Annotated in this window: 23 protein-coding genes; 12 read left to right on the top strand and 11 right to left on the bottom strand. The window is 48.4% G+C overall.

The annotated features are described in order from the left end of the window. Window positions 1–4 precede the first annotated feature (4 nt). The 9 genes from HGO23_RS04435 (at window position 5) to HGO23_RS19580 (ending at window position 9,425) form a co-directional block, all read left to right on the top strand. Window positions 5–466 (top strand): phage tail protein, encoded by a 462-nt coding sequence (locus tag HGO23_RS04435; RefSeq protein WP_209028106.1) that lies wholly within the window; start codon window positions 5–7, stop codon window positions 464–466. Next, a complete protein-coding gene (locus HGO23_RS04440; protein WP_099136649.1) occupies window positions 463–810 on the top strand; it encodes a phage tail protein in 348 nt (115 codons plus the stop codon). The genes HGO23_RS04435 and HGO23_RS04440 overlap by 4 nt, the downstream gene beginning before the upstream one ends. A gap of 227 nt (window positions 811–1,037) precedes the next feature. Continuing rightward, the gene (locus HGO23_RS04445; protein WP_209028107.1) at window positions 1,038–4,373 is read left to right on the top strand and encodes a phage tail tape measure protein; all 3,336 of its coding nucleotides are present in this window, start codon (window positions 1,038–1,040) and stop codon (window positions 4,371–4,373) included. Further along, window positions 4,370–4,705, top strand: a complete 336-nt coding sequence (locus HGO23_RS04450; RefSeq protein WP_425330509.1) for a phage tail protein — start codon at window positions 4,370–4,372, stop codon at window positions 4,703–4,705. The genes HGO23_RS04445 and HGO23_RS04450 overlap by 4 nt, the downstream gene beginning before the upstream one ends. A gap of 11 nt (window positions 4,706–4,716) precedes the next feature. Then, on the top strand, window positions 4,717–5,454 hold the full coding sequence (locus tag HGO23_RS04455) for a phage minor tail protein L (RefSeq protein ID WP_209028108.1): 738 nt from the start codon (window positions 4,717–4,719) through the stop codon (window positions 5,452–5,454). Window positions 5,455–5,456: 2 nt separating this feature from the next. Further along, window positions 5,457–6,203 carry a C40 family peptidase gene (locus tag HGO23_RS04460; RefSeq protein WP_209028109.1) on the top strand — a complete coding sequence of 249 codons (747 nt, stop codon included), beginning with the start codon at window positions 5,457–5,459 and terminating at the stop codon, window positions 6,201–6,203. Then, complete coding sequence (locus tag HGO23_RS04465; RefSeq protein ID WP_209028110.1) at window positions 6,200–6,775, top strand: tail assembly protein; 576 nt, start codon at window positions 6,200–6,202, stop codon at window positions 6,773–6,775. The genes HGO23_RS04460 and HGO23_RS04465 overlap by 4 nt, the downstream gene beginning before the upstream one ends. A 17-nt stretch (window positions 6,776–6,792) precedes the next feature. Next, window positions 6,793–8,427 (top strand): TipJ family phage tail tip protein, encoded by a 1,635-nt coding sequence (locus HGO23_RS19575; RefSeq protein WP_244967882.1) that lies wholly within the window; start codon window positions 6,793–6,795, stop codon window positions 8,425–8,427. Then, on the top strand, window positions 8,352–9,425 hold the full coding sequence (locus HGO23_RS19580; protein WP_244967883.1) for a phage tail protein: 1,074 nt from the start codon (window positions 8,352–8,354) through the stop codon (window positions 9,423–9,425). The genes HGO23_RS19575 and HGO23_RS19580 overlap by 76 nt, the downstream gene beginning before the upstream one ends. 27 nt (window positions 9,426–9,452) lie before the next feature. Here the strand turns inward: HGO23_RS19580 and HGO23_RS04475 are convergent, their stop codons facing one another. Together HGO23_RS04475 and HGO23_RS04480 are read right to left on the bottom strand one after the other, a co-directional pair. Then, the gene (locus tag HGO23_RS04475) at window positions 9,453–9,878 is read right to left on the bottom strand and encodes a type II toxin-antitoxin system VapC family toxin (RefSeq protein WP_209028702.1); all 426 of its coding nucleotides are present in this window, start codon (window positions 9,876–9,878) and stop codon (window positions 9,453–9,455) included. Then, a complete protein-coding gene (locus HGO23_RS04480) occupies window positions 9,878–10,132 on the bottom strand; it encodes a type II toxin-antitoxin system Phd/YefM family antitoxin (RefSeq protein WP_209028111.1) in 255 nt (84 codons plus the stop codon). Before HGO23_RS04480 ends, HGO23_RS04475 begins: the two co-directional genes overlap by 1 nt. Before the next feature lie 348 nt (window positions 10,133–10,480). Here HGO23_RS04480 and HGO23_RS04485 point away from each other — a divergent pair, with 348 nt between their 5' ends. The 3 genes from HGO23_RS04485 (at window position 10,481) to HGO23_RS19585 (ending at window position 11,584) form a co-directional block, all read left to right on the top strand. After that, window positions 10,481–10,810, top strand: a complete 330-nt coding sequence (locus tag HGO23_RS04485; RefSeq protein WP_209028112.1) for a SymE family type I addiction module toxin — start codon at window positions 10,481–10,483, stop codon at window positions 10,808–10,810. A gap of 139 nt (window positions 10,811–10,949) precedes the next feature. Beyond that, window positions 10,950–11,306 (top strand): SymE family type I addiction module toxin, encoded by a 357-nt coding sequence (locus HGO23_RS04490; RefSeq protein WP_209028113.1) that lies wholly within the window; start codon window positions 10,950–10,952, stop codon window positions 11,304–11,306. Window positions 11,307–11,389: 83 nt separating this feature from the next. Then, window positions 11,390–11,584 carry a hypothetical protein gene (locus HGO23_RS19585; protein WP_244967884.1) on the top strand — a complete coding sequence of 65 codons (195 nt, stop codon included), beginning with the start codon at window positions 11,390–11,392 and terminating at the stop codon, window positions 11,582–11,584. Window positions 11,585–11,699: 115 nt separating this feature from the next. Here the strand turns inward: HGO23_RS19585 and comJ are convergent, their stop codons facing one another. The 9 genes from comJ to HGO23_RS04540 form a co-directional block, all read right to left on the bottom strand. Then, entirely contained in the window at window positions 11,700–12,179 is a 480-nt protein-coding gene (comJ, locus tag HGO23_RS04500) for a competence protein ComJ (protein WP_209028114.1), read from the bottom strand. A gap of 121 nt (window positions 12,180–12,300) precedes the next feature. Continuing rightward, a complete protein-coding gene (locus tag HGO23_RS19590; protein ID WP_069318300.1) occupies window positions 12,301–12,717 on the bottom strand; it encodes a hypothetical protein in 417 nt (138 codons plus the stop codon). A 230-nt stretch (window positions 12,718–12,947) separates the two neighbouring features. Continuing rightward, window positions 12,948–13,259, bottom strand: a complete 312-nt coding sequence (locus HGO23_RS04510; protein ID WP_209028115.1) for a hypothetical protein — start codon at window positions 13,257–13,259, stop codon at window positions 12,948–12,950. 217 nt (window positions 13,260–13,476) lie between these two features. Continuing rightward, complete coding sequence (locus tag HGO23_RS04515; RefSeq protein WP_209028116.1) at window positions 13,477–13,857, bottom strand: type II toxin-antitoxin system RelE family toxin; 381 nt, start codon at window positions 13,855–13,857, stop codon at window positions 13,477–13,479. 28 nt (window positions 13,858–13,885) lie between these two features. Beyond that, window positions 13,886–14,029, bottom strand: coding sequence for a hypothetical protein (locus HGO23_RS04520; RefSeq protein WP_157104635.1), 144 nt, complete (start codon window positions 14,027–14,029; stop codon window positions 13,886–13,888). 72 nt (window positions 14,030–14,101) lie between these two features. Continuing rightward, window positions 14,102–14,554, bottom strand: coding sequence for a hypothetical protein (locus HGO23_RS04525; protein WP_069318304.1), 453 nt, complete (start codon window positions 14,552–14,554; stop codon window positions 14,102–14,104). Further along, window positions 14,554–18,948: a toxin C-terminal domain-containing protein gene (locus tag HGO23_RS04530; RefSeq protein WP_244967885.1), complete on the bottom strand. Its 4,395-nt coding sequence runs from the start codon at window positions 18,946–18,948 to the stop codon at window positions 14,554–14,556. The genes HGO23_RS04525 and HGO23_RS04530 overlap by 1 nt, the downstream gene beginning before the upstream one ends. A 10-nt stretch (window positions 18,949–18,958) precedes the next feature. Then, window positions 18,959–19,315: a DUF4150 domain-containing protein gene (locus HGO23_RS04535; protein ID WP_069318305.1), complete on the bottom strand. Its 357-nt coding sequence runs from the start codon at window positions 19,313–19,315 to the stop codon at window positions 18,959–18,961. Further along, window positions 19,308–20,525, bottom strand: a complete 1,218-nt coding sequence (locus HGO23_RS04540) for a DUF2169 family type VI secretion system accessory protein (protein WP_209028117.1) — start codon at window positions 20,523–20,525, stop codon at window positions 19,308–19,310. Before HGO23_RS04540 ends, HGO23_RS04535 begins: the two co-directional genes overlap by 8 nt. Window positions 20,526–20,536: the final 11 nt, after the last annotated feature.

Below are 20,536 nucleotides of genomic sequence, written 5' to 3' on the forward strand. Positions count from 1 at the left end.
CATCATGGCAACCTCCCCTGAATACGCGGTATTACCGGTCGGTACTTTGGTGAAGTTCGGCAAACCCGGCGATAGCGTGGAACAGATGAAAACCCTCATCAACTGTAAGGCACTGGGCGCAACCGGGCTGACCGGCAGCTTTGTCGACTGTACCACCTTGATGGATACCAATAAGCAGTTTATCTCCGATATGCCGGAAGGCCCGGAAAAATCCCTCGGTTTTATTGATGATCCGGCGAACGAAAATTTCGTCTCTTTCCTGAACGCGGCTGAAAAGCGCGAAACCGTGCAGTTTTACATCGCTCTGCCGAATAAACGTACTGCCACGATGGTACTGGCGCTTTCCGGCTGGGAAATGAACGACATTAACGCCCCGGCGAATGAAGTGATCCAGATGACCGTCAAAGGCAAACAAAACAACCTTGTTTGGGGTATCGCAGACATCAAAACAGGAGTGACCCAATGAAAGCACTGAAAGCGGCCTTACTCACTCCGCGTCCGCAGATTAAAGTGGTGGAACTGTTCGGTACTCAAATCAACCTGCGCCGGATGACGGCACTAGAACTGCTGGAGCTGGAAGAAAAAGCTGAAAAGCTGAGTGAAGCGGGAGACGGGCGTGGGGCCTCCCGCCTGAATGTTCAGATGGTATTGGATTGTCTGGTGGATGATAAGGGTAAATCTATTCCCGCCGATTATCTGCCCACCGCAGAGGAATTGATGATCGTCCATGATAACGCCACCCTGATTGAAGCCATCCAGACCGTGAAGCGTCATTCCATCGGCACACTGGAGGAGGCCGAAAAAAACTAATCTACTCGCCGTGGCTGCATTTTGCCTTCACGTTAGCTGAACAGCTCGGTGAAATCGACCCTTATCGTATCTTGTCCTTGCCTGCGTCCACGCTCAACGAGTGGCAAGCCTATTACCGACTGAAAAACCGCCAACAGCCAGACAGTCCGCCTGCTGCATCCGTATCTGCTCCGTGTGATACGGTCCGGGCACAGTGTGATGCTGTCATGAAATTATTGGGTTAAGTTATGGCTAATTTATCGACATTGACGGTCGGCTTGCTGGTTAATGCCACCGCGTTTAAATCCCGGATCATGGATGCCTATCGTTATGCCGGGCGGGAATCAGAACGTTTTACGGATAAGGCGGGATTGGATGCCAAGAAACTGAAAAAGACCTACAGTTCACTGGCATCACATATTAAATCCGTTTCCGGGCAACTGGCGTTACTGGCAGGTACGGGTTTTTCATTGAGCACCCTTATTTCCCATACCCGTAAATACGGGCAGGCGTTATCTGACCTGTCCGCCATTACTGGTGCAACAGGCGAGCAGTTAAAGAAACTGGATGAAAACGCCCAACGGATTGGACGTACCACGGAATTCGGCGCAACCCGCATTGCTGAGGCGTTTAAGCTGATGGCCTCAGCAAAGCCAGAACTGCTGAAAAGTACCGAGGCACTGACGTTGGCAACCGAGAAAGCGGTGATACTGGCGCAGGCATCCGGTATTGATTTACCGGATGCGACTCGTGCATTGGCGTTATCGCTTAATCAGTTCGGTGCCAGTGCAGAACAGGCTGACCGCTTTATTAACATACTGGCGGCTGGGGCGAAATACGGTTCTTCCGAAATTAACGAAACGGCGCAGGCCATTAAAAATGGTGGCACCGCAGCGGCACAGGCAGGGATCAGCTTTGAAGAGTTAGGCGCAGCTATCCAGATACTGGCGGAACGCGGCATTAAAGGCGGCGAGGCAGGCACTGCCATTCGTAACGTGATACTGGCGCTGGAACGCTCGACAGACAAAAATCTGAAACCTTCGGTTGTTGGTCTGTCGTCGGCATTGGGATCCCTGACGGGTAAAAACCTCTCGACCGCACAGGCGGTGAAATTATTCGGGCGGGCGAATGTCAGTGCGGCGTCTAATTTAGTCACCGGGCGGGAAAAACTGGAAGAACTGACCCAAGCCCTGACCGGAACGCAGGTCGCTTATGAACAGGTCAGTGCGCGTGCTAATAACCTTGGGGCTGATCTGGATGTGCTGATGAGTGCCTTTGAAGGCATGGCTTTGAAAATCGGACAGAGTGCTGACGGCTCATTACGTACCGGGGTGCAGGGGGCAACCAATGCGATTAATGCGTTGTCCGAAAACTTTAATCTGGTTGCCAGTGTGGCATTGCATACGTTAATTCCTGTGATGGCGACTAAGCTGACTGCGGGATTACGTGAAAATATTACGGCATGGCGCGCCACCGAAAAAGCAGCTCGTGATGCTGCTAAACAGCAGGCAGAAACCGCAAAACGGACAATTGAACAGGCCAATGCCACGCTGCGTTCAACGGAAGCACAAGGCAGGCACATTCAATATCTGGAAAGAACAAACCGTTTGCACGGTCTTTCCGTCAATTACGCAAAAGAAAAAAGAACCCTGATCCGGCAGGAAACTGAAGCTCTCAAATTGCAAACACAGGCAACCGGGCAATTTGAAGCGGCTAACCGCCGGCTTTCTTATTCCTATCGGGCATTATCTGCCGCCGGGGGAGTTACCCGTGGCGCACTTGCCATGATTGGTGGGCCATTTGGTGCAGCGATGTTGGCGGGTTCAGCCTTGTATGGATTATATAACCATAGCGTTCAAGCCAGAGAGGGGTTGCGGCACTTAAAGGATGAAACCGTTGATACGGTGGCTGAACTGCAACGGCTTTCCAGCATTAAGGTGGCGGTCGAGCTGGATAAAACGGACGATGAACTCAAGCGCCTGAAAGCAGAACTCAGGCAGATTGATAGCCAACTGGAACGGTATTCTCAAACCCGTATCAAGCACTTAGAAAATCGTCAAAAAGGGTTCTTAAGTTTTCTTTATGAAGACCCGAAAGAAGTTGAAAAGCAAGGTCGGGTCTTACTCAGTCGACGAGAAGATATCCTCAAAGGGATAGAAAAGAAAACGGCCAGAAAGAAAAACCTACAGGCAACCTCGGTCGCGGGGATTTTTGACCAGCCACTGCCTGAGCCGCCAAAACCCGAAGAGAACGGCACGGGTAATCCGTGGACAGGTCAGGATCTCATCAAAGCAGAGAAACAAGGCAGACAATCACTTCACCTTTATCAGCAGTTACGCAAGGACATTGAACAGACCCATGCCACCAGCCTGGATCGCATCCGATTCAGCGAGAAAGCAATGCGGGGTAAAATCCATGAAGTTGGCAAATCGGGTATCGCTTCGGACAGTGAGCTGCAACGCTTAAACCTCCTCAATGCCGAAAATCACCAAAAACAGCGGCTGGAACTGGCAGAAAAATATGCTCCGGCAGCCGCATTGATCCGGCAGGAAAGAGACGCCAGTGCAGAACTGAAAGCGCTGTATAACGAACGGTTATTAACCGAACAGGAATACCTGTCCGCCAGTAAAACGCTGTATCAAACGTCGATGAAAGACAAATTAGCGGAACAGGCAAAGCAAATTGCCGCCCCGTATCTGGATAGGGCGGGGGAGGTCGATCCGGTTGTGCAACTGCAAAATCAGCTGACTGAGCAACAAGCGCTCTATGACAGCTATTACCGCAATGGCCTTATCAGCAAGGAACGTCATGAACAGTTAATGACTGCTGCCGCTTATCGTTCTAACGGCGCGCAATTGGCTGTCGCTAAAGATTTATACGCCTCGCAAGGGGATTTCCAGAAAATGCAGATGGATCTGCTGGATGTGGTCGAGCAACGTACGGGGAGTGCGTTAACCGGCATGTTGACGGGCACAAAATCCTTTTCAGAATCCATGCGGGAACTGTCGGCCTCACTGGCGCAATCTATTATTCAGGATCTGGTTCGTATTGCAGTACAGGCATTGATCACCAAAGCCCTCTTCGGTTTCTTTGGGGGTGCTATGGGAAGCATGGGTGCCAGCGCATTGTCTTCGGCGGGAGGCGGCCTGTCTTTGATGGGTTCTGGCACAACAATGACCCCGGATGTCTGGAAGAGTCCCATCATGAATGCGAAAGGCGGCGTTTATCAATCTGAGGATTTAAGTCAGTACAGCGGGCAGATTGTCAGTCAACCGACTCTGTTTGCTTTTGCCAAAGGCGGTGGGGTGATGGGGGAAGCCGGCCCAGAAGCGATCTTACCTTTAAAACGGGGTGCTGACGGCAAGCTGGGGGTTCAGGCCACAGGTAGTACGGGCAACCAGACCTTTAACTCCGTCCATATTGTGATCCATTCCGAGGGGACTCATGACACGAAAACATCGAGTGGTGCCGAGTCTGCGGGGCAGGACATCGCGAAATTTGTCGATCAGCGATTCAAATTTTTGCTGCATAAAAGTCTGAGTCAAGGTGGTGAACTCAGTGCTGCGATTAAAGGAGGCCGATGATGATAAAAACCTTTGATTTTCCTGTAAGGATAGGCGCGAGTGGCGAGTTTGAGCCGATTGTACGTGCTGTCCAGTTCGGGGATGGCTATAAACAAACATCAGGCGATGGGATCAACACGCAGCGCGAAAGCTGGCCGTTGTCTTTTGTCGGGACACTGTCTGATATTCAGCCGATTATCGCTTTTCTGCGTGAGCATCAGGGCTGGCGCTCATTCAAATGGCGTAATCCGCTATCTGAATTGGGACTGTATCAGGCAGGAAAATTCACTGTTCAGGCCAATGGCGCTTATTTCACGCTCTCTGTGACCTTCACCCGTATCTATCATCCGTAAGAGATTTCATAATGACCATCAATGCTACACTTCAGCGGCTTGAGCCGGGGAGTAAAATCGTCTTATTTGCTGTCGATGGCTCGGCATTTGGCGGGCCTGTATTGTACTTTCATAATCATCCGATCCCTTATGCCGGAGCCGAGCTGGAAAATACCGGGAATTTACCGGTGAAATCCCTCTGGTGGCAGGGCGTCGAATACAAACCTTGGCCCGTCAGCATCGAAGGGCTGGAAGTCACCGGCGATGGACGGGCAGTGACACCCACTCTCAATGTGGCCAATCTGGACGGCACGCTCAGTGCATTGTGTTTGGCTTACCAAAACATGGTGCAAGCGCGTGTCACGATCCGCATGACCTTTACGCATTATCTGGATGCCCGTAATTTCCCCGACGGCAACCCGCAAGCTGATCCGACGCAGGAAAAAATCGATGTTTTCTACATCGACAGCAAAACTCAGGAAGATAACGAAAGTATCCAGTTTTCCCTCTCTTCTCCGGCCGATTTACAGGGGATTAAAATCCCGACCCGGCAAATTCACAGCCTGTGTACATGGTGCATCCGTGGGCAGTATCGCCAGTCACCGTGTGGCTATACCGGCACCCGTTATTTTAATGAAAGAGGCAAGCCGACTGATGATCCGGCCTCTGATGCCTGTGGGGGATTAATGAGCGATTGTAAAAAACGTTTTGGTGACACAGAGCAATTGCCCTTTGGCGGGTTTCCCGGTTCGGCTTTACTGAGGCGCTAACTATGACAATACTGAGAAAATCGACCACCCGCGCCATTATGGCGCATGCCCAAGCCGCCTACCCGGATGAATGCTGCGGGCTGATCATTCAGCAGCGTCGCCGACAGCACTATCTTCCCTGTCGCAATACCGCACCGTCATCCACGGAACAGTTCCGTATTCACCCGGAGGATTATACTGTTGCCGAAGACCAAGGCACGATTGTTGCCATTGTCCACAGCCACCCCGATGCGACGACACAACCGAGCCAGTTGGATATCGCCCAATGTGATCTGTCACAAACGCCATGGGTGATTGTTTCATGGCCGGAAGGGGATATCCGTACTCTGATGCCCATGGCAGGCATTAAGCCATTAATAGGTCGCCCGTTCGTGCACGGTATTTGGGATTGTTATGCCATCGTGAGTGATTGGTACAAACTGGAACGAACTCTTGAACTCCCTGATTTTGAACGTACCGATGGCTGGTGGGATCGGGGAGAAAATCTGTATATGAAACAGTATGCCGCTGCCGGATTTGTCGCGTGTAGCGGTGAATTACAGGCAGGGGATGTGATCATTATGCAGGTACAGGCCAATGAACCCAACCATGCCGGTGTTTATCTGGGTGACGGCCTGATGTTACACCATCTGTACGGGCAGCTCAGTAAGCGCGAACCCTATCATGGCTACTGGCAGGAACGCACCATCATAACCTTGCGTCACGCATCCGTTTCGGCGGATTTTTTGTTTAGGGGAGTCACATCATGAACACATTACGCACCGTGCGGCTTTACGGTGTACTGGGGACTCAGTTCGGCCGAGTGCATCAACTGGCTGTCTCTACCCCGCAGGAAGCAATCCGGGCATTATCCGTGCTGATGAAAGGGTTTGAACGCTTCCTGCTGACTGCCAAAGAGCAGGGGCTGACCTTTGCCGTGTTTAACGGAAAACGTAATATCAGCCGGGAAGAGCTGGTGTTTTCCGGACAGGACGATATCCGCATTGCCCCGATGATTATCGGCAGCAAAAATGCCGGTGTTTTTCAGACCATTCTGGGCGCGGTCATGGTGGTGGCCGGTGCGTTCTTGTGGGCAACCCCGTTTGGTGCGCCGATGGTTATGTCCGGGGTTGGCATGATGTTAGGTGGCGTGGTACAGATGCTCTCGCCGATGCCGGGCGGGCTGGCCCGGCGCGAAGATCCCGATAACAAACCATCCTATGCTTTCGGGGGACCGGTGAACACCGTTGCGCAGGGAAATCCCGTGCCTATTGGCTACGGCAGACGCCGCATTGGTGGCGCCATCATTTCAGCCGGTATCTATGCTGAAGACCAACAATAACGTGTGGAGGATGAAAGATGGAAAAGCAGCTCATTCAGGGTAACAAAGGCGGCAGACAGCAGCCGCGCACGCCGGTGGAAGCACCGGACTCCCTGCAATCCACCGCCTATACTAAGATCCTCCTCGCTCTCGGTGAGGGAGAATTTTCGGGCGAGCTGGATGGCCGACGTATTTTTCTGGATAACACCCCGCTTATCGGTGCCGACGGCACGCCCAATTTTGAAGGGGTCAAATGGGAATTCCGTCCCGGTACGCCCCATCAGGCATATATCCCCGGTATGCCTGCGATCGAAAATGCCCGAACGGTGAGCGCTGAACTGGTCAGCTCGTGGATAACCACGGTCACCAATACTCAACTGTCAGCGGTTCGCCTGCGGTTATCGTGGCCCCAGTTGCAGAGGCAAAAAGATAACGGAGATACCGTTGGTTATCGCATTGACTATGCCATTGATCTCGCGACAGATGGCGGTGCTTTCAAGGAGATCCTGAAAACTGCCGTAGATGGTAAAACTACCACCCAATATGAACGCTCCCATCGTCTGGATTTACCCACCGCCCATTCGGGCTGGCAGGTGCGCCTTCGGCGGTTGACGCCAAAACAGAACAGCAATCGGATCGCGGATGCCATGGTAGTGGAAGCCATTACTGAGGTGATCGATGCCAAATTAAGCTACCCGGAAACAGCCCTGTTATTCGTTCAGTTTGATGCCAAACAGTTCCGCAATATCCCGCAAATCACCTGTGAGCCGAAGATGCGCATCATCCGTGTGCCCGGCAATTATCATCCCGATAGCCGCCGTTATTATGGCAGTTGGGACGGCACCTTCAAATGGGCATGGAGTGACAATCCGGCATGGGTGCTGTATGACTTGATGATAAATGACCGGTTCAGCATCGGCACCCGGGTGAAAACGGAAAACCTGACTCTGGCAAAATGGGATCTGTATAGCATCGCACAATATTGTGATCAGATGGTGTCGGATGGTGAAGGTGGCGAAGAGCCCCGTTTTACCTGCAATGTGTATATTCAGTCACAGGAAGACGCCTGGGTTGTGTTGCGTGATATTGCGGGGATCTTCCGGGGGATGACGTTCTGGGCCAATAATAACATGAACGTGCTGGCGGATATGCCCCGTGACAGGGATTATCTCTTTACGGGGGCCAATGTACGTGACGGTAAATTCACCTATGCCAGTGCCAGTGAGAAAACCCATTATTCTACGGCGATGGTGAGTTGGTCTGATCCGCAGAACGGCTATCAGGATGCGATCGAACCGGTGTTTGAGCATCGCCTGATACGTCGCTATGGTATCCGGCAGGCCGATATTACCGCCATTGGTTGTACCCGCCAGAGTGAAGCTATCCGGCGTGGCAAATGGGTACTGTATACCAATGAACACGACCGGACCGCACCTTCACTGTTGGACTGGAGGGGCGTATTCCTCTGCCGGGTTACCTTATCGGCATATCGGATAATCTGCTGTCAGGAGCCGGCAGAAGTGGGCGTATTCAGGCTGTGCCGAGGCGATATATGCTCACGTTGGATCGGGTGCCATCAGCAAAATCGGGGGACTGGTTGGTCGTCAACCTGCCTTCCGGTAAAACAGGAAAGGATCTCATTACCGCGATCAACGGACAGGACGTTTCCGTGAGTAGCGGTGGCTATGCTTATTCAGATCTCCCGGAGGCGGGGGCCGTCTGGTCCATTGAATCCAGCTATAGCGTGGAACACCCTTTCCGGGTGATGGGTATCAAAGCAGGGGAAGACGGTGTCTCGTTTGAGATTACGGCAGTTGAGCATAACCCAGACAAGTATGCGCTTATCGACAGGAACACCCGTATTGACGAACGCCCCGTGGCTACTCTTCCACCCAGTGTTCAGCCCGCGCCGAAGCATGTCCGTATCGACAGTGATACGGCAATCAATCAGGGTATAATCACTGCAACGTTGCAAATCACATGGGATGCCGCCGACAGTGCCGTGGCCTATGACGTCGAATGGCGTAAAGACAACGGCAACTGGATAACCGCGCCCCGGACGACCGCCCGGCGTCTTGAGGTGCCGAACGTCGATGAGGGTCGTTATGAGGCACGGGTCAGGGCGATGAATGCCGCGGCAATCTCCAGTCTTTGGACGACCACACGGGATACCCTGCTGGAAAGATACACAAGGCCGCCATCGGCACCACAGTCCTTCCAAACCACGCCGCTACTTTTTGGTATTCGGTTGGACTGGGATTTTGCTAATCCGGCCGATATTCTGCTGAAAACGGAAATTGGCTACAACAAAAGCGGAGAAGATGATGACACGTTGCAGTTCGCTGATATTGCCTATCCGCAACGCACCCACACGTTGCAGGGGCTGACAGCCGGGGAGAAACTGTACTTTCGGGCACGGCTGGTGGACAAATCAGGTCATGCTTCAGCGTGGACGTCTCTGGTCAGTGGCCACGCATCCAATGATACCGGCTGGATAGTGGAAGCCAGTCGGGATCATTTTCTGGATGCCGAAACCGGGCGGTGCTTGCAGGAACAGCTTGCTGAACAGGCCAGAGTCGATACGCGTCACAAGCAATCCGCTGCAGAGAATGCGCAGGCCATTGAGAAATTGCATGACATGCTGAAAGATCTTCAGCAACGCACACGGTAATCTGCTAACGATAGTCTCCGAGTATCATTATGGGTTCGGCTCCCATGGGTTGAGGAGCGTCACCCCTGAGGACTGAAAATCGGCTACGTTACGCGTGACTACCGTCATACCATGCACGAGCGCTGTCGCCGCAATCAGCGCATCACGCTCGCTGCATCTGTCTGGTACGTGCAATCGGGCGCAGCGTTGTGCTACGGCTGTATCGACAGGCAAGGTTCGTTCAGAGAACTCCGGTAAGACATGTTGCTCCAGCCACGCCCGCAGTATAGCCCCCTGTGTGGCGTCCTTACGCTCAATTAATAAAATGCCAAGTGCTAATTCCATGATGGTGATGGCGGACACAAAGAGATCGGCGGCATCAACTTTTTCAGCCCATGCCGCTACGTTCGGATCAGCTTTCCCTGCCCGAATTTTTCGTAGCTCGGACACGACATTGGTATCGAGTACATACATCATGAGAAATCAGCCGGACGAGTGTCGATAGTCACGGGCTGGGGTTCAAACTCAATGTCTGCAACACCCGGCATCGCCAGCGAATCGGCAATATTGCGATGCTGCTTTGTCAGCAGCCGGTATTCCTCAATGCTCAACAGCACATGCGCAGGCTTGCCGCGATCAGTGATGAATACCGGGCCATTTTTGGTTGCTTTCTTCGCGCGGGTCACATCCTGATTCAGCTCCCGGCTGGAGAGCGTTGTAATAGTCATGGCTGTAGCTCCTGCTTAAATTCACTATATAGGTACATTACTACATTATGAATAGTAGTGCAAAGTTTGTTCGTTTTTCTATTTGTCGAAATAGTTGTGGATAACACGACTGTTGAGTTTACCTCTCTCTGAATCGGGCATGAGTCTACTATCTTGCTTGAGCCGATAGTCAATAGAAATGGAATACATTCGCTGTCGTTATTTTGCGAGCCGTTTTGCAAAGGTCATTTTTGTCAGTGGCATGTTATTTGGGCGGGGGATAGAGTGGCGGTGAAAATTTAGACGCGGCTTTAACGTGCTGGAAACACGCTAAAACCGCTAACCACAACAACTAAGGACCTAGTTATTATGGCTGACGCGCATTCTACTGCAGGCATCTGCATTTACAAAATTTCCCAACCGGAACGTTATCAGAAAGTGGTTTACCGCCCCAATGGGGTGAACCGTACGATCCCTGCCATCAATTTAAGCGGAAAATGGCTGCTGGAAGCCGGGTTCTCCATTAACGATCCATTAAAAATCAGAGTGATGCCCTGTTGTTTGATCATTACGGCTCAAAATTTTCATGAACTGTGGCACTGCTTAAAAAGCCTGAATGAAGGCGAATGGGATGATATCGCTGTGGCGCACTGGCTGCGACAATTTCCTGGAAAATTAAGTAAAAAGCTACCAGGATAAACTCATAATGCCATGTTTTATCAATTAAAATACAATATTGAACGCTCCTGCGTTAGTTGCGTTTTGCACTGAAATGGCAAAATTTTTCTTTTGCGAAGTAGCTCGCATTTTATTTTATTAATCAACAAAGAAGGAACCTATGGAACTTAAATTTTCTACTGAAGACGCTGCAAAACCGGAATGTGTATTACGTGGTGATGATATACAGCAGATGGGATTTATGCCCAATACTTTGTTTCATATCCAGCAATATCACAACGGATTGATGTTGACATTGGCGAAGCCGGACGATGATCCGGCAACCCTGTTCCACGCCGTGGAAAATGATCCGAAGCAGGGCATCGATTGGGTGCGTGATAGTGGAGAACTGTATCTGGCGGGCGACTGGTTAACGGAAACCGGTTTGTTGGATAAGCCTGTTCAAGTTGCTTTCGGTTACGGCAAAATTATGTTGATGACAGAATCTGACCTGCCTGAGTCGTATAAAACTTTTTAATTGCTGATTGTATTGGTGTGTTAACTATGGTTGACACATCGTATTGTTTATATACAATAATGATATTCGCTTTAGAGGTGAGCATGATAACCATTGAAAGGACTCAAGATTTTGAAAAATGGTTAAAATCCTTAAAAGACCGAATAGCCAAAGCCAAGATCTTAATCCGAGTTGAAAGAATGGAAGAGGGCAACCCATCGTTTAATGCGGTATATAAAATATCAAAAGCACTGGGCTTGAAACTGCATTTTACCGGGACTGAATTCCCCTCTCGTTAACGTGAATAAGTGCTGTTCCGAAAGGAAAATAGCATATTGATTGTCTCTATTGATAAATTACATCATTAATTCAGTCTGCATTACATTATAAAAATGCAATGCAGGTTTGGATTATTTAGATAGTTCCTTCTTGAAGAAATTTGTTTTTTTCTCCACCCCATGGATCATCTAACATATATTTAGCATCAACCTTAATTTCAGATGGAACAAAAGTTAATTTATAAAAAACTTCATCTCCTTCACATACTTCATAGTATAAGCTATAAAGCGTTTCTTTAAGGTCTAAATCAATCTTAAATTTTTCAGTCGCTGACGCTATCTCCAGTTTATTTTTATCTGTGACATAAAAAGGAACAACCATACACCGCTGAACTAGAGGGTCCATATTAAAATTTACTTCAAAAGTTAAGTGTATATTCGCGCCAAAAGCGTCATCTGGTAAAGGATCGAATACAACATAATCTTTGTGAAGAATAGCTCCTTGTTTGATATTCTCATTTCCCCATTGACATAGTATTTCATCAAATGGTCTTGAGCGAACCTGAATTTGGCTATGTGATATCAATAAATCTACTACTTGTTCATTACTTTTCATTCTGTTACCTATTTTTAATTATAATATAAACCATGTTATCAATCATTGAGTATTCATCAAGGTAAGAATGAACAAAGCCGGAAAATTACGGGATTTTTCTGGCTTAATCTAAGCTAATAAATCAGTTACTTTTCCCTAATGATTCAAACCATTGATAATGAAATTTTGCTTGCTCTTCTGGGGTGACATCAACATCTTTATCCTCAAAATCAAATATATGAACCTGATTTTCAGGTAAGCCATACTGACCTAATTTAGTTTCATAAGCTGTTATACCTAAACCCATATCCCTCTGCATTGCCGATGGGAATACATTTATTTTTGCTCCTTTGCAAAGAAAAACGATATCTTTTAATTGGTTTCTTAAATCTATAAAGCATGAAAAATAATCAATGCCGTTTGATTCTGCCAACTGATTGTTATTATGAAATATTCTTAAGCAACAATGCCTATCAGGAGAATCAATCAAATGCAATTTAGCTTCTTCCATTTCACCATTTATTATTATTTTTATTTTTCTTTCATTGACGCATATCATTTTTCATACCTTTTCAGATCTAAACTATTATAGTTACCCATATTATCACTGGCGCTAACTGGTATTGCACTTAATCTTTTTAGATTTACTCCCCAAGCATACCAGAGTCAATCTAAATATTATTAGATCCACTTCTATTAGAGGTGTTACTCTTTCTTCAATTATCAAAAAAAGTACCAGTGCAGTTTGAGTTTAAATAAAAATTAGCCAGTTACTATTTATTAACAAGTTCAAAGAACTTCAACTACGGCAACAAATTTAGGGCCTTCATATACATTTAAAGTAAATCCTTGAGTAAGTAAAAAATCAGGAGCATTATCAGCTAGAAAATAAGCTTTTCCTAAACCTATTCTCTCATTTCTTTCTTCATCATAAGAGTTGCTTTTTATGTCTAATACTAAGCTCCAATATGTTGTTTCACCAATCTTACTTTTTATTGGCTCAGTAATGACATAATATAATGTATTGATTGGTAAATTATTTTTACCACCTTGGTTTTCAGAAATCCAATTAATTTGGACATTAATGATTAATCTTTCCATAAAAGTATTTTCAAATTTTTACATGATGAGAGAGATATAAACTTATTCCATTTGGGTTTGATTTTGGTTTTATTCAGAACAGACTCTTCAATATATCGAGCATTACCTGTATTATACAGGTTTTCACGTGCATAGGCAGAATTTGCTACGTGGTCTGGTACATGGATTTGAACAACTTGGAATATCATGGAATCTTCCCAGTTTTATAGTGTTAATTTCAATTCATTTCAGAATATTTAAAAATGCCTAATAAAATTACCTGATATCTTGCTGGTTGCCGTTCGCCAACTGCAAGAATGGCTAATAATTTTACGTTTTTCATCTTGCAGTCATATATGTCATACATGACTGATAAATCATCATAGTTGTGAGTCATGATTGTTGATAACGGAAACTCTTTGATACCTTTAATTCTATCTTTTATTGCTACTCGCAAATGTTCATCTAATTTATTTAAGTTCTTTAGACTTGAAACGCTGATAGTTATTTTTTCATCACAGCATGGGGACTTAATGGTATGATTTAGTTTATAAAATTCGTCTTCGAACCCATCATAAATCATCTCTTTTTTCTTCAAATTTTTCATTTTTAAGCTCATGACAACCTCTTAAGAGCGCCATCTGTTACTAATTGTTCAATTTTACCAGAAAATTTATATTGAGTACCCATACTGGGCTGTTCAAATCATGGAATAGCTGGCTAAGATCTTCCGGGATTTTGAGGTTTTTAGCCAGCTCAAATTGATGTAGTTCAATGATTTTGGTCACCATGATAGGCTCTTAAAAGAACAAAGCCGGAAGATCACAGTGATCTTTCCGGCTAATTCATTATGTTAGATATTATTAATCTAAATATGGTGATCTATATTTTTGTACTGTAAGTAAAGTATTTATTTTATCTATACATTCTTTTGGATCTATTTTTGATACAAAATACATATAAAAATCATATCCAAAATGAAATTCGCATGTATCTGATATGAGTTTACACCACATATCTTCTCTCAAAATTGATTTAATTCCGTTTTTTAATTGATTGATATCTATAGACTCACCTTCAATATATGAAATTTCATCAACACTTACTTCTAGTGCTTGGATTTTAAGAGACTTGATACCTAAACAGTTACATAAATTAATAATATAATCTATATATTGATTTTCAATCCGTTCGTATTCATCTTTTTTTACTTTTTGACCAATATCAAAAAAGCTAGTCCATTCATCAGGATCAGAATAAATATCGCCATTTTCATTGATATTAGTATATTTTGTTATTCTATATGAATATTTCATTAGTCACCTATCCTATTCAGATCAGCATCATATGTTCCCGATCTTGTTTTCCTGCTACCTAAATTTTTCACACTATCAGCAGCCTTCCATACACCTCCATTATGTTGATCAACATCAGGAGTAATATATTTCATTTTGTTCGATGCTTTCTTATTCATATAAATAGGTTGTCCATGAGAACGCTCGTTAATTTTTGTATATCCGAGCTTTTTAGCCATTTCGGCAAAGTTACATTTTGCTAATCCAAATGGATCAACAAAATTAACCGGATTATCGACATACCCATACGGATTCAGCCCACCCAATAACCCAATGGGGTCAGGCGATATGTACTGCGCGGTTTCCGGTAAGTAATACCGATAGCGATTGTAGTAAAGCCCGCTTTCGTCGTCCTCAAATTGCCCTAAGAATCGGAAATTGCAGTTAACATGATAATCGGCATGACCGGAGCTAACCACCTGAAAACTATCTGCCTGCCCCCACGTTTTTAGCCGCTGTGCCCAGACTAGTACTCCTTGTTCGTCTAGCATCTCGCGCGGTGTGCCCTGATGGTCGCTCACGATATAGTGTAGCTTGTATTTCTCAAAACGGGCTGACGGCGTTAATGAGTAGGGTTCATATAACCAACGGATACGTTGACCTTCCGCCGGCGTGCCGTCAGCGTAAATTGGCGTTTCCTCGATAAGTTGATCGCCGCTCCACAGGTAATCCTGCCCCATAATTGCATCGCTTCTCGGCTCTACATCTGGTCTACCAGCCAACCACAACTGTAAATTAGTCGCGGCCAGTTTTCCATCGTGAATTTTGAGTTTTTGGAGACGTCTGCCAAAAGGATCATATTTATACTGCCAACGCGAGCCATCCGGGGTTTCACAGTGGGTGAGCTGGTTTTGGGTATCCCAGCGATAGCGCCAGATTTGCGGGCGGAAGCCATCATGGTGTTCGGTTTTTTCGATCAAACGCCCATTGTCATCATAGCGATAACGATTATTTCCGTGCTGCACGACGCGCCCGGCTTGCTGACGTTGGTTGATTTGTGCCACCGCTCCCTGCGCATCGGTCGGGAGATGTTGGCTCAGGTTGCCGTTGGCGTCATAACTGAACTGCTCTTCATGCGGACGCGCGCCCTCGAACAGCGTATGCAGTATCTGGTCGTTGGTATTGTAACGGTAGCGGGTTTGCCCCCAGCGGCTGTCGTCAATCACCCGCACATTATGGGCACGGTCGTATTGCCAGCTCCGGTTGACCGCGGTCGCTTGTGGCGGGAAGTGTGGATCGTTTTGTGCCAGAGTTTCCCGGAAAAATTGCGTTGCCTGTCCTGCCGATTGATGCGCCAGCAGGCCGGTTGCGGTGTAGCGACTGGCAAGGATAAACCCGTTGGCACTTTCGCGCACCGTTTCCCGCCCCAGTGCATCATGCTGGAAGGTCAGTGGTGCATGCTGGTTAAGCTGAAAGTGATTAAGACTTCCCGATAGGTTATAACCGAAATGCAGGGTATTGCCATCCACACTTTCGCTGACTGGGCGTCCGGTCAGGCTATCCCACTCACGGGTAATTTCCCGACCATTGATGCGTTCGCAGGTTGGCAAGCCAGTGGTCTTATCATACTCATATTCGACGACAGCATCGGCATTCGTGGCTTTCACCAGTTGATGCCGTTTATTGTATTCGTAAGTGGTGGTGTCTTTCAGTACCCACTGGTTTTCTTCCAGCTGCCAGCTTTCCTGTTTGATCAGTGAACCGGCAGCAGAGTAATGCCAGCGAAGTTGTTGTCCATCCGGATATTGCGTTTGAATGCGGCGCCCCAGTTTATCGTACTGATAATCGAGGGTGCGTCCGGTAAAATCGGTTTCCCGGATAATCTGGCCAGCGGCATCCCGTTCATAGCGATAGATTTCACCAGTGGAGGCGGTGACAGAATTCAATCGGGTCAGGCGGTCATAACCAAAGCGTAATACTGTGCCATCGGGCCGGGCCACTTGATTGAGCAGGTCAAATGCGCCGTAAGTATAGCGGGTGGTACGGCCTTCGCCGTCAGTTACTGCCACCACACGCCGTTCACTGTCATAGGCCAGTTGCTGCGTAGTGCCATCCGGCAGTTCAACATTGGTCAGGCTGCCGTTAAGGCTGGCATGGTCATCGCTATAGCGATAGTAGGTTTGTTGTTTGAGCGCATTGGTGAGTTGGCGCAGGCGACCCAGTTCATCCAGTTGTAGGCCGGTGGTCTGACCGTCCGGTGTCATCACTGCAGCCAGCCGTTGCTGCTCGTCGTAGGCGTAATGCCATTGGCGACCATCTGGCAGCAGGCGTTGGCGTAATTCACCGTGGAGACCGTATTGGTATTCTTCTTTGTGCCCCAACGGATTAGTCAGTGCGGTCAGGTTGCCCTGCTCATCATAGTGAAATTGCCAGCGATCGCCCGTTGGCAGGACACTTTCAATCAGTTGCCCGTGTTCGTCATAACCGTAATAAAAGGTGTCGCCAGTCGGTAGTTTTACTTCGGTCAATGCACCGTCAGGATTGTAATCGAATGAGGTTATTCCACCCTCTGCATCAGCTTCCCAGACAATTTGGCTGTGGTGCCACTGGCGGCGGGTGATGCGCCCCAGCGGGTCAACTTCGCGGATCACCAGACAGTTGTTATCGTAGTGATACTGGGTTTCACCGCCTTCCGCATCAATATACGTGGTGATACGAGCATTATCGTCATAGTGGAAACTATCGAACCAGTAGCCACTGGTGGTGGAGGTTGTGAGTACTCGTCCACGATCATCGTAAGTAAGGGTAACATCGGTCTGATCGGTATCGTGCCAGCGGATCATCTGCCCCTGTGCATCATATTCATGCCACAGGTGGTTATGCTGGAACGCTTCGCATTCGCTTAGATAGTCTTGTGAGTCATAGTGACAAGTGACTAATCGCTGCTGTTTTTTCTGTTCAAGATAATCTAGTGTTTGGAGTTGCTGATCCTGATAACCCAGGATCAGCCGGAAACCGTCGGTGCGAGTGACTTCGATCAATTGTGAGTGTTTATCGTAGATAAACCGAATCGCGTTCTGACGTCGATCGGTGATCGCGGATAATTTACGGATAGATCCAACGGCATGATTGAAGTGGTAGGTAAGCTGGGATTGACGATCAATCATCTTCAATTCATTGTTCAATTCGCCGGTCAGCAGGTAATGGGGGATATGCTGGTTACGGGCGAGCACCGTGTTACCCGGTGTGCTGAAATCGTAGATCACGCCGTCGGCATCGGTGAAATTTACCTTACCATTGACCAGTTCCAACTGACGTGACCAGTCATCCGCCCATTTAGGGCCAAACAGGCCGTTGAAATTAGCGGTGGAGCGATAAGTGCGAGTCAGGGTAATCGGCAATAATCCGGGAATAGCAATAACCGGCCAGATTTGTAGAAAATCACCAGTCGCAACATCAACGGGTTCTCCTTTTTTTATGCAGGTTCCGTTACAACTTCCCTCTTTGTTGGTTGATGAGGTCGCGTCATCATTATGTTGCTGAGTTTCCTTTTTCGGACTAGCACCTTTTTGTTGTGCTTTTTTGAGTTTTGGCCCCACCTTGGCTCCTATTTTAGCAGCTCCTTTGAGGAGTCCACCAATGCCTGTAGCAGAAGAAGCTCCAGTGAAGATTAAGGCCCCACCTTTCTCGGCATCACTTTTCATTTCCATCTTAATCGCATCAGCATTGACCATATCAACGGCCTTTTGCTGAAGGTCAGAAATTCCGACGGGAGCGACGCCCATATATCCTAATGCTTGTTCGACTGCAACGGCGGGAGTCGTTGCGACTATAATCGCACCTTTCCCGAACAATTCGCCAATTTCAGGAACGGTATTCCAGAGCGCTTTTCCTGCCCCGATAGCGGCTGCTCCCGGATTATCCCAGGCGGCATTCAACTCTTCTTTGGCTTCCTCTCCCCACTTTTGCACGTCTTCCTTGGTCTCATCCCACCATTCTCCCGCCTTGTCAAAAAATCCTTTTTCTTGCTCAGTTTCCGGTGTGACGGCCGCATTCGCTTCATGTGGCGGATTTGCCCCCTGTGGTGCCTGCCCGACGATTTTACCTACCGTGTTACCCGTACCGCTCGGGCTGTCATCGCGGACTTTGGTTGGCAAAGATTCGTTAGGTTCAGGAGGAGGTAACTTCCATTCTTCCAACGGAAATTCACCACTTTTGAATTTATCAACAGCATCCTGCACAACCTGCTTGAATCCATCAGGGGTCCATACTGAATTTTCCCCTCCGACTTCGCTGTGAGGGAACAGGTCTTCCGCATATTTGAGAGCCATTTCGGCTCTTTCTTGCGTGTGGATGGTAAAGTTTTCACAAAATTGTTTGGCACCATATCCTGTAATTTCAATTCTGACTGTCATTGCGTTTTCCTTAGGCTCCATTCATCCAGAATTCATCTCCATGGCGCAGTACCAGCTTGTTACCTGCTCGGACAGTTTGGGTATGTGCTTTTGGATGGCATTTACCCCCCACAGTCCCGCTTTTGACACCATTTGCCACACCCGGTTGGTCACCCAGTGTCGTGGGCACAAAACTGCGGGCAAACACCACCACGGGTTGACCATTAGCCCGCACGGTTTTTTCCGGTGCCGAACTGTCTGCCAGTTTCGCGACCACCGGATAGGGGATGGGCGGTGTGGCAGGCCCTATCGGGGTTTTGCACACGTCCGGCAACATACCGATAATCATCCATGTGCCGGCGGTACGGGCGATGTAGTTATCAGCCATGCGTTTTCTCCTCTTCCAGTGGTGCCAGTTTGAGTAACGGCGCATCCGGGTTAATTTCAAACCGGGCTTCGGCGACCCGCACGGGCAGGGCGGCTTTGAAATTCAGGCGGCAGGTCAGATGCAGTGTTCTGGCCTCGCTGTCGACAATGAGCGTATCGAGGCGCATCGGCACAGGTAACAGAATGCCGTTTTGCATGCGCAACAAAATGAACGGACGATGTCCGGGCAGTTTGACATGCAGGTCACTGTGGGGTGTCAGGCCACTTAGCGTGATGGCGATATCCGTGTCTGGCCAGTCAATCTGCTGGTCAGCCGGTGCGCCGTTCCAGTAACCGAAGTCAAAATCTTTCGGCAGGTAAGGGTGGCGATGCTCTAACCAGTCGGCATCGTAAGTACCGGCCAATTGGCGGCGGGGCAACCACGGGCGACCGATAAATCCCATGCCTTGTGGCTGGCAGGCGGGCGTATCGGGTGGCAACGCTCCCGCCAGTTGCGCTGTAAAATGCTCGGCAGTAAAAGGTGCCTCTGACCGGATGATGCGCGGGGCAGGGTAGCGAGTGAGTTGTTTGGCGTTGGCGTACCACGGGGTGATAAATCCCGTTCCCAGCGGGTTGGTTTCACAAACCGCATGGGCCACTGGCGCATTTTTCCCGTCCGGGTGTTGCTCACGCTGCTCCGGTGTCAGACAATCACGTTCATTAAGCAGTTTGCCCGCTTTATCGTCTGCCTGAATTTTGCACTCACCCCCGAAAGCGTAGCGATAATCCAGTGGCAGTGTGGTAAAGGTTTTTGGCTCCGTCAGTTGCCAGTTGCCGCTGGCATCACGGATAAATTCCCGCTCGCCAGTGATGGTCAGGGTTTTGTCGAGCAGGGGCTGTCCCTGTCGGGTTTTGACCTGCAACCGTACGGGAAATTCGCTACAGGGACGGTTATCCGGCGCGTAGGCTGTGCCGTTAACAATCACATCGCAGCGCGGTTTAAACGGCGCAAGGTCACTCTCCTGCAACACCTGCGAGACATTCATTTGCCCGCGATATTCATCCTGTAAACACAAAGGTGGCGCGGGCAACAGTTCGGCAACGTATTCACCCTGTCCGGCAGGCATCAGTTGGTAGCCAATTTTCATCACCGCCACATGATGTTCGGTATCGTCGACATCGAGCATCGAGTAGTTCATCACCGCAAAAGGGGTGAGGTTACGAAATTCCATCTCAGTCTGTC

It is taken from the genome of Xenorhabdus budapestensis (assembly GCF_017743015.1).
GTDB classification, from domain to species: Bacteria; Pseudomonadota; Gammaproteobacteria; order Enterobacterales; family Enterobacteriaceae; genus Xenorhabdus; species Xenorhabdus budapestensis.

What these genes read in the sequence shown, in the direction of transcription:
- HGO23_RS04435 (WP_209028106.1), top strand. Translation starts at nt 5, where the DNA reads ATGGCAACCTCCCCTGAATACGCGGTATTACCGGTCGGTACTTTGGTG.
- HGO23_RS04440 (WP_099136649.1), top strand. Translation starts at nt 463, where the DNA reads ATGAAAGCACTGAAAGCGGCCTTACTCACTCCGCGTCCGCAGATTAAA.
- HGO23_RS04445 (WP_209028107.1), top strand. Translation starts at nt 1,038, where the DNA reads ATGGCTAATTTATCGACATTGACGGTCGGCTTGCTGGTTAATGCCACC.
- HGO23_RS04450 (WP_425330509.1), top strand. Translation starts at nt 4,370, where the DNA reads ATGATGATAAAAACCTTTGATTTTCCTGTAAGGATAGGCGCGAGTGGC.
- HGO23_RS04455 (WP_209028108.1), top strand. Translation starts at nt 4,717, where the DNA reads ATGACCATCAATGCTACACTTCAGCGGCTTGAGCCGGGGAGTAAAATC.
- HGO23_RS04460 (WP_209028109.1), top strand. Translation starts at nt 5,457, where the DNA reads ATGACAATACTGAGAAAATCGACCACCCGCGCCATTATGGCGCATGCC.
- HGO23_RS04465 (WP_209028110.1), top strand. Translation starts at nt 6,200, where the DNA reads ATGAACACATTACGCACCGTGCGGCTTTACGGTGTACTGGGGACTCAG.
- HGO23_RS19575 (WP_244967882.1), top strand. Translation starts at nt 6,793, where the DNA reads ATGGAAAAGCAGCTCATTCAGGGTAACAAAGGCGGCAGACAGCAGCCG.
- HGO23_RS04475 (WP_209028702.1), bottom strand. Translation starts at nt 9,878, where the DNA reads ATGTATGTACTCGATACCAATGTCGTGTCCGAGCTACGAAAAATTCGG.
- HGO23_RS04480 (WP_209028111.1), bottom strand. Translation starts at nt 10,132, where the DNA reads ATGACTATTACAACGCTCTCCAGCCGGGAGCTGAATCAGGATGTGACC.
- HGO23_RS04485 (WP_209028112.1), top strand. Translation starts at nt 10,481, where the DNA reads ATGGCTGACGCGCATTCTACTGCAGGCATCTGCATTTACAAAATTTCC.
- HGO23_RS04490 (WP_209028113.1), top strand. Translation starts at nt 10,950, where the DNA reads ATGGAACTTAAATTTTCTACTGAAGACGCTGCAAAACCGGAATGTGTA.
- HGO23_RS19585 (WP_244967884.1), top strand. Translation starts at nt 11,390, where the DNA reads ATGATAACCATTGAAAGGACTCAAGATTTTGAAAAATGGTTAAAATCC.
- comJ (WP_209028114.1), bottom strand. Translation starts at nt 12,179, where the DNA reads ATGAAAAGTAATGAACAAGTAGTAGATTTATTGATATCACATAGCCAA.
- HGO23_RS19590 (WP_069318300.1), bottom strand. Translation starts at nt 12,717, where the DNA reads ATGATATGCGTCAATGAAAGAAAAATAAAAATAATAATAAATGGTGAA.
- HGO23_RS04510 (WP_209028115.1), bottom strand. Translation starts at nt 13,259, where the DNA reads ATGGAAAGATTAATCATTAATGTCCAAATTAATTGGATTTCTGAAAAC.
- HGO23_RS04515 (WP_209028116.1), bottom strand. Translation starts at nt 13,857, where the DNA reads ATGAGCTTAAAAATGAAAAATTTGAAGAAAAAAGAGATGATTTATGAT.
- HGO23_RS04520 (WP_157104635.1), bottom strand. Translation starts at nt 14,029, where the DNA reads ATGGTGACCAAAATCATTGAACTACATCAATTTGAGCTGGCTAAAAAC.
- HGO23_RS04525 (WP_069318304.1), bottom strand. Translation starts at nt 14,554, where the DNA reads ATGAAATATTCATATAGAATAACAAAATATACTAATATCAATGAAAAT.
- HGO23_RS04530 (WP_244967885.1), bottom strand. Translation starts at nt 18,948, where the DNA reads ATGACAGTCAGAATTGAAATTACAGGATATGGTGCCAAACAATTTTGT.
- HGO23_RS04535 (WP_069318305.1), bottom strand. Translation starts at nt 19,315, where the DNA reads ATGGCTGATAACTACATCGCCCGTACCGCCGGCACATGGATGATTATC.
- HGO23_RS04540 (WP_209028117.1), bottom strand. Translation starts at nt 20,525, where the DNA reads ATGGAATTTCGTAACCTCACCCCTTTTGCGGTGATGAACTACTCGATG.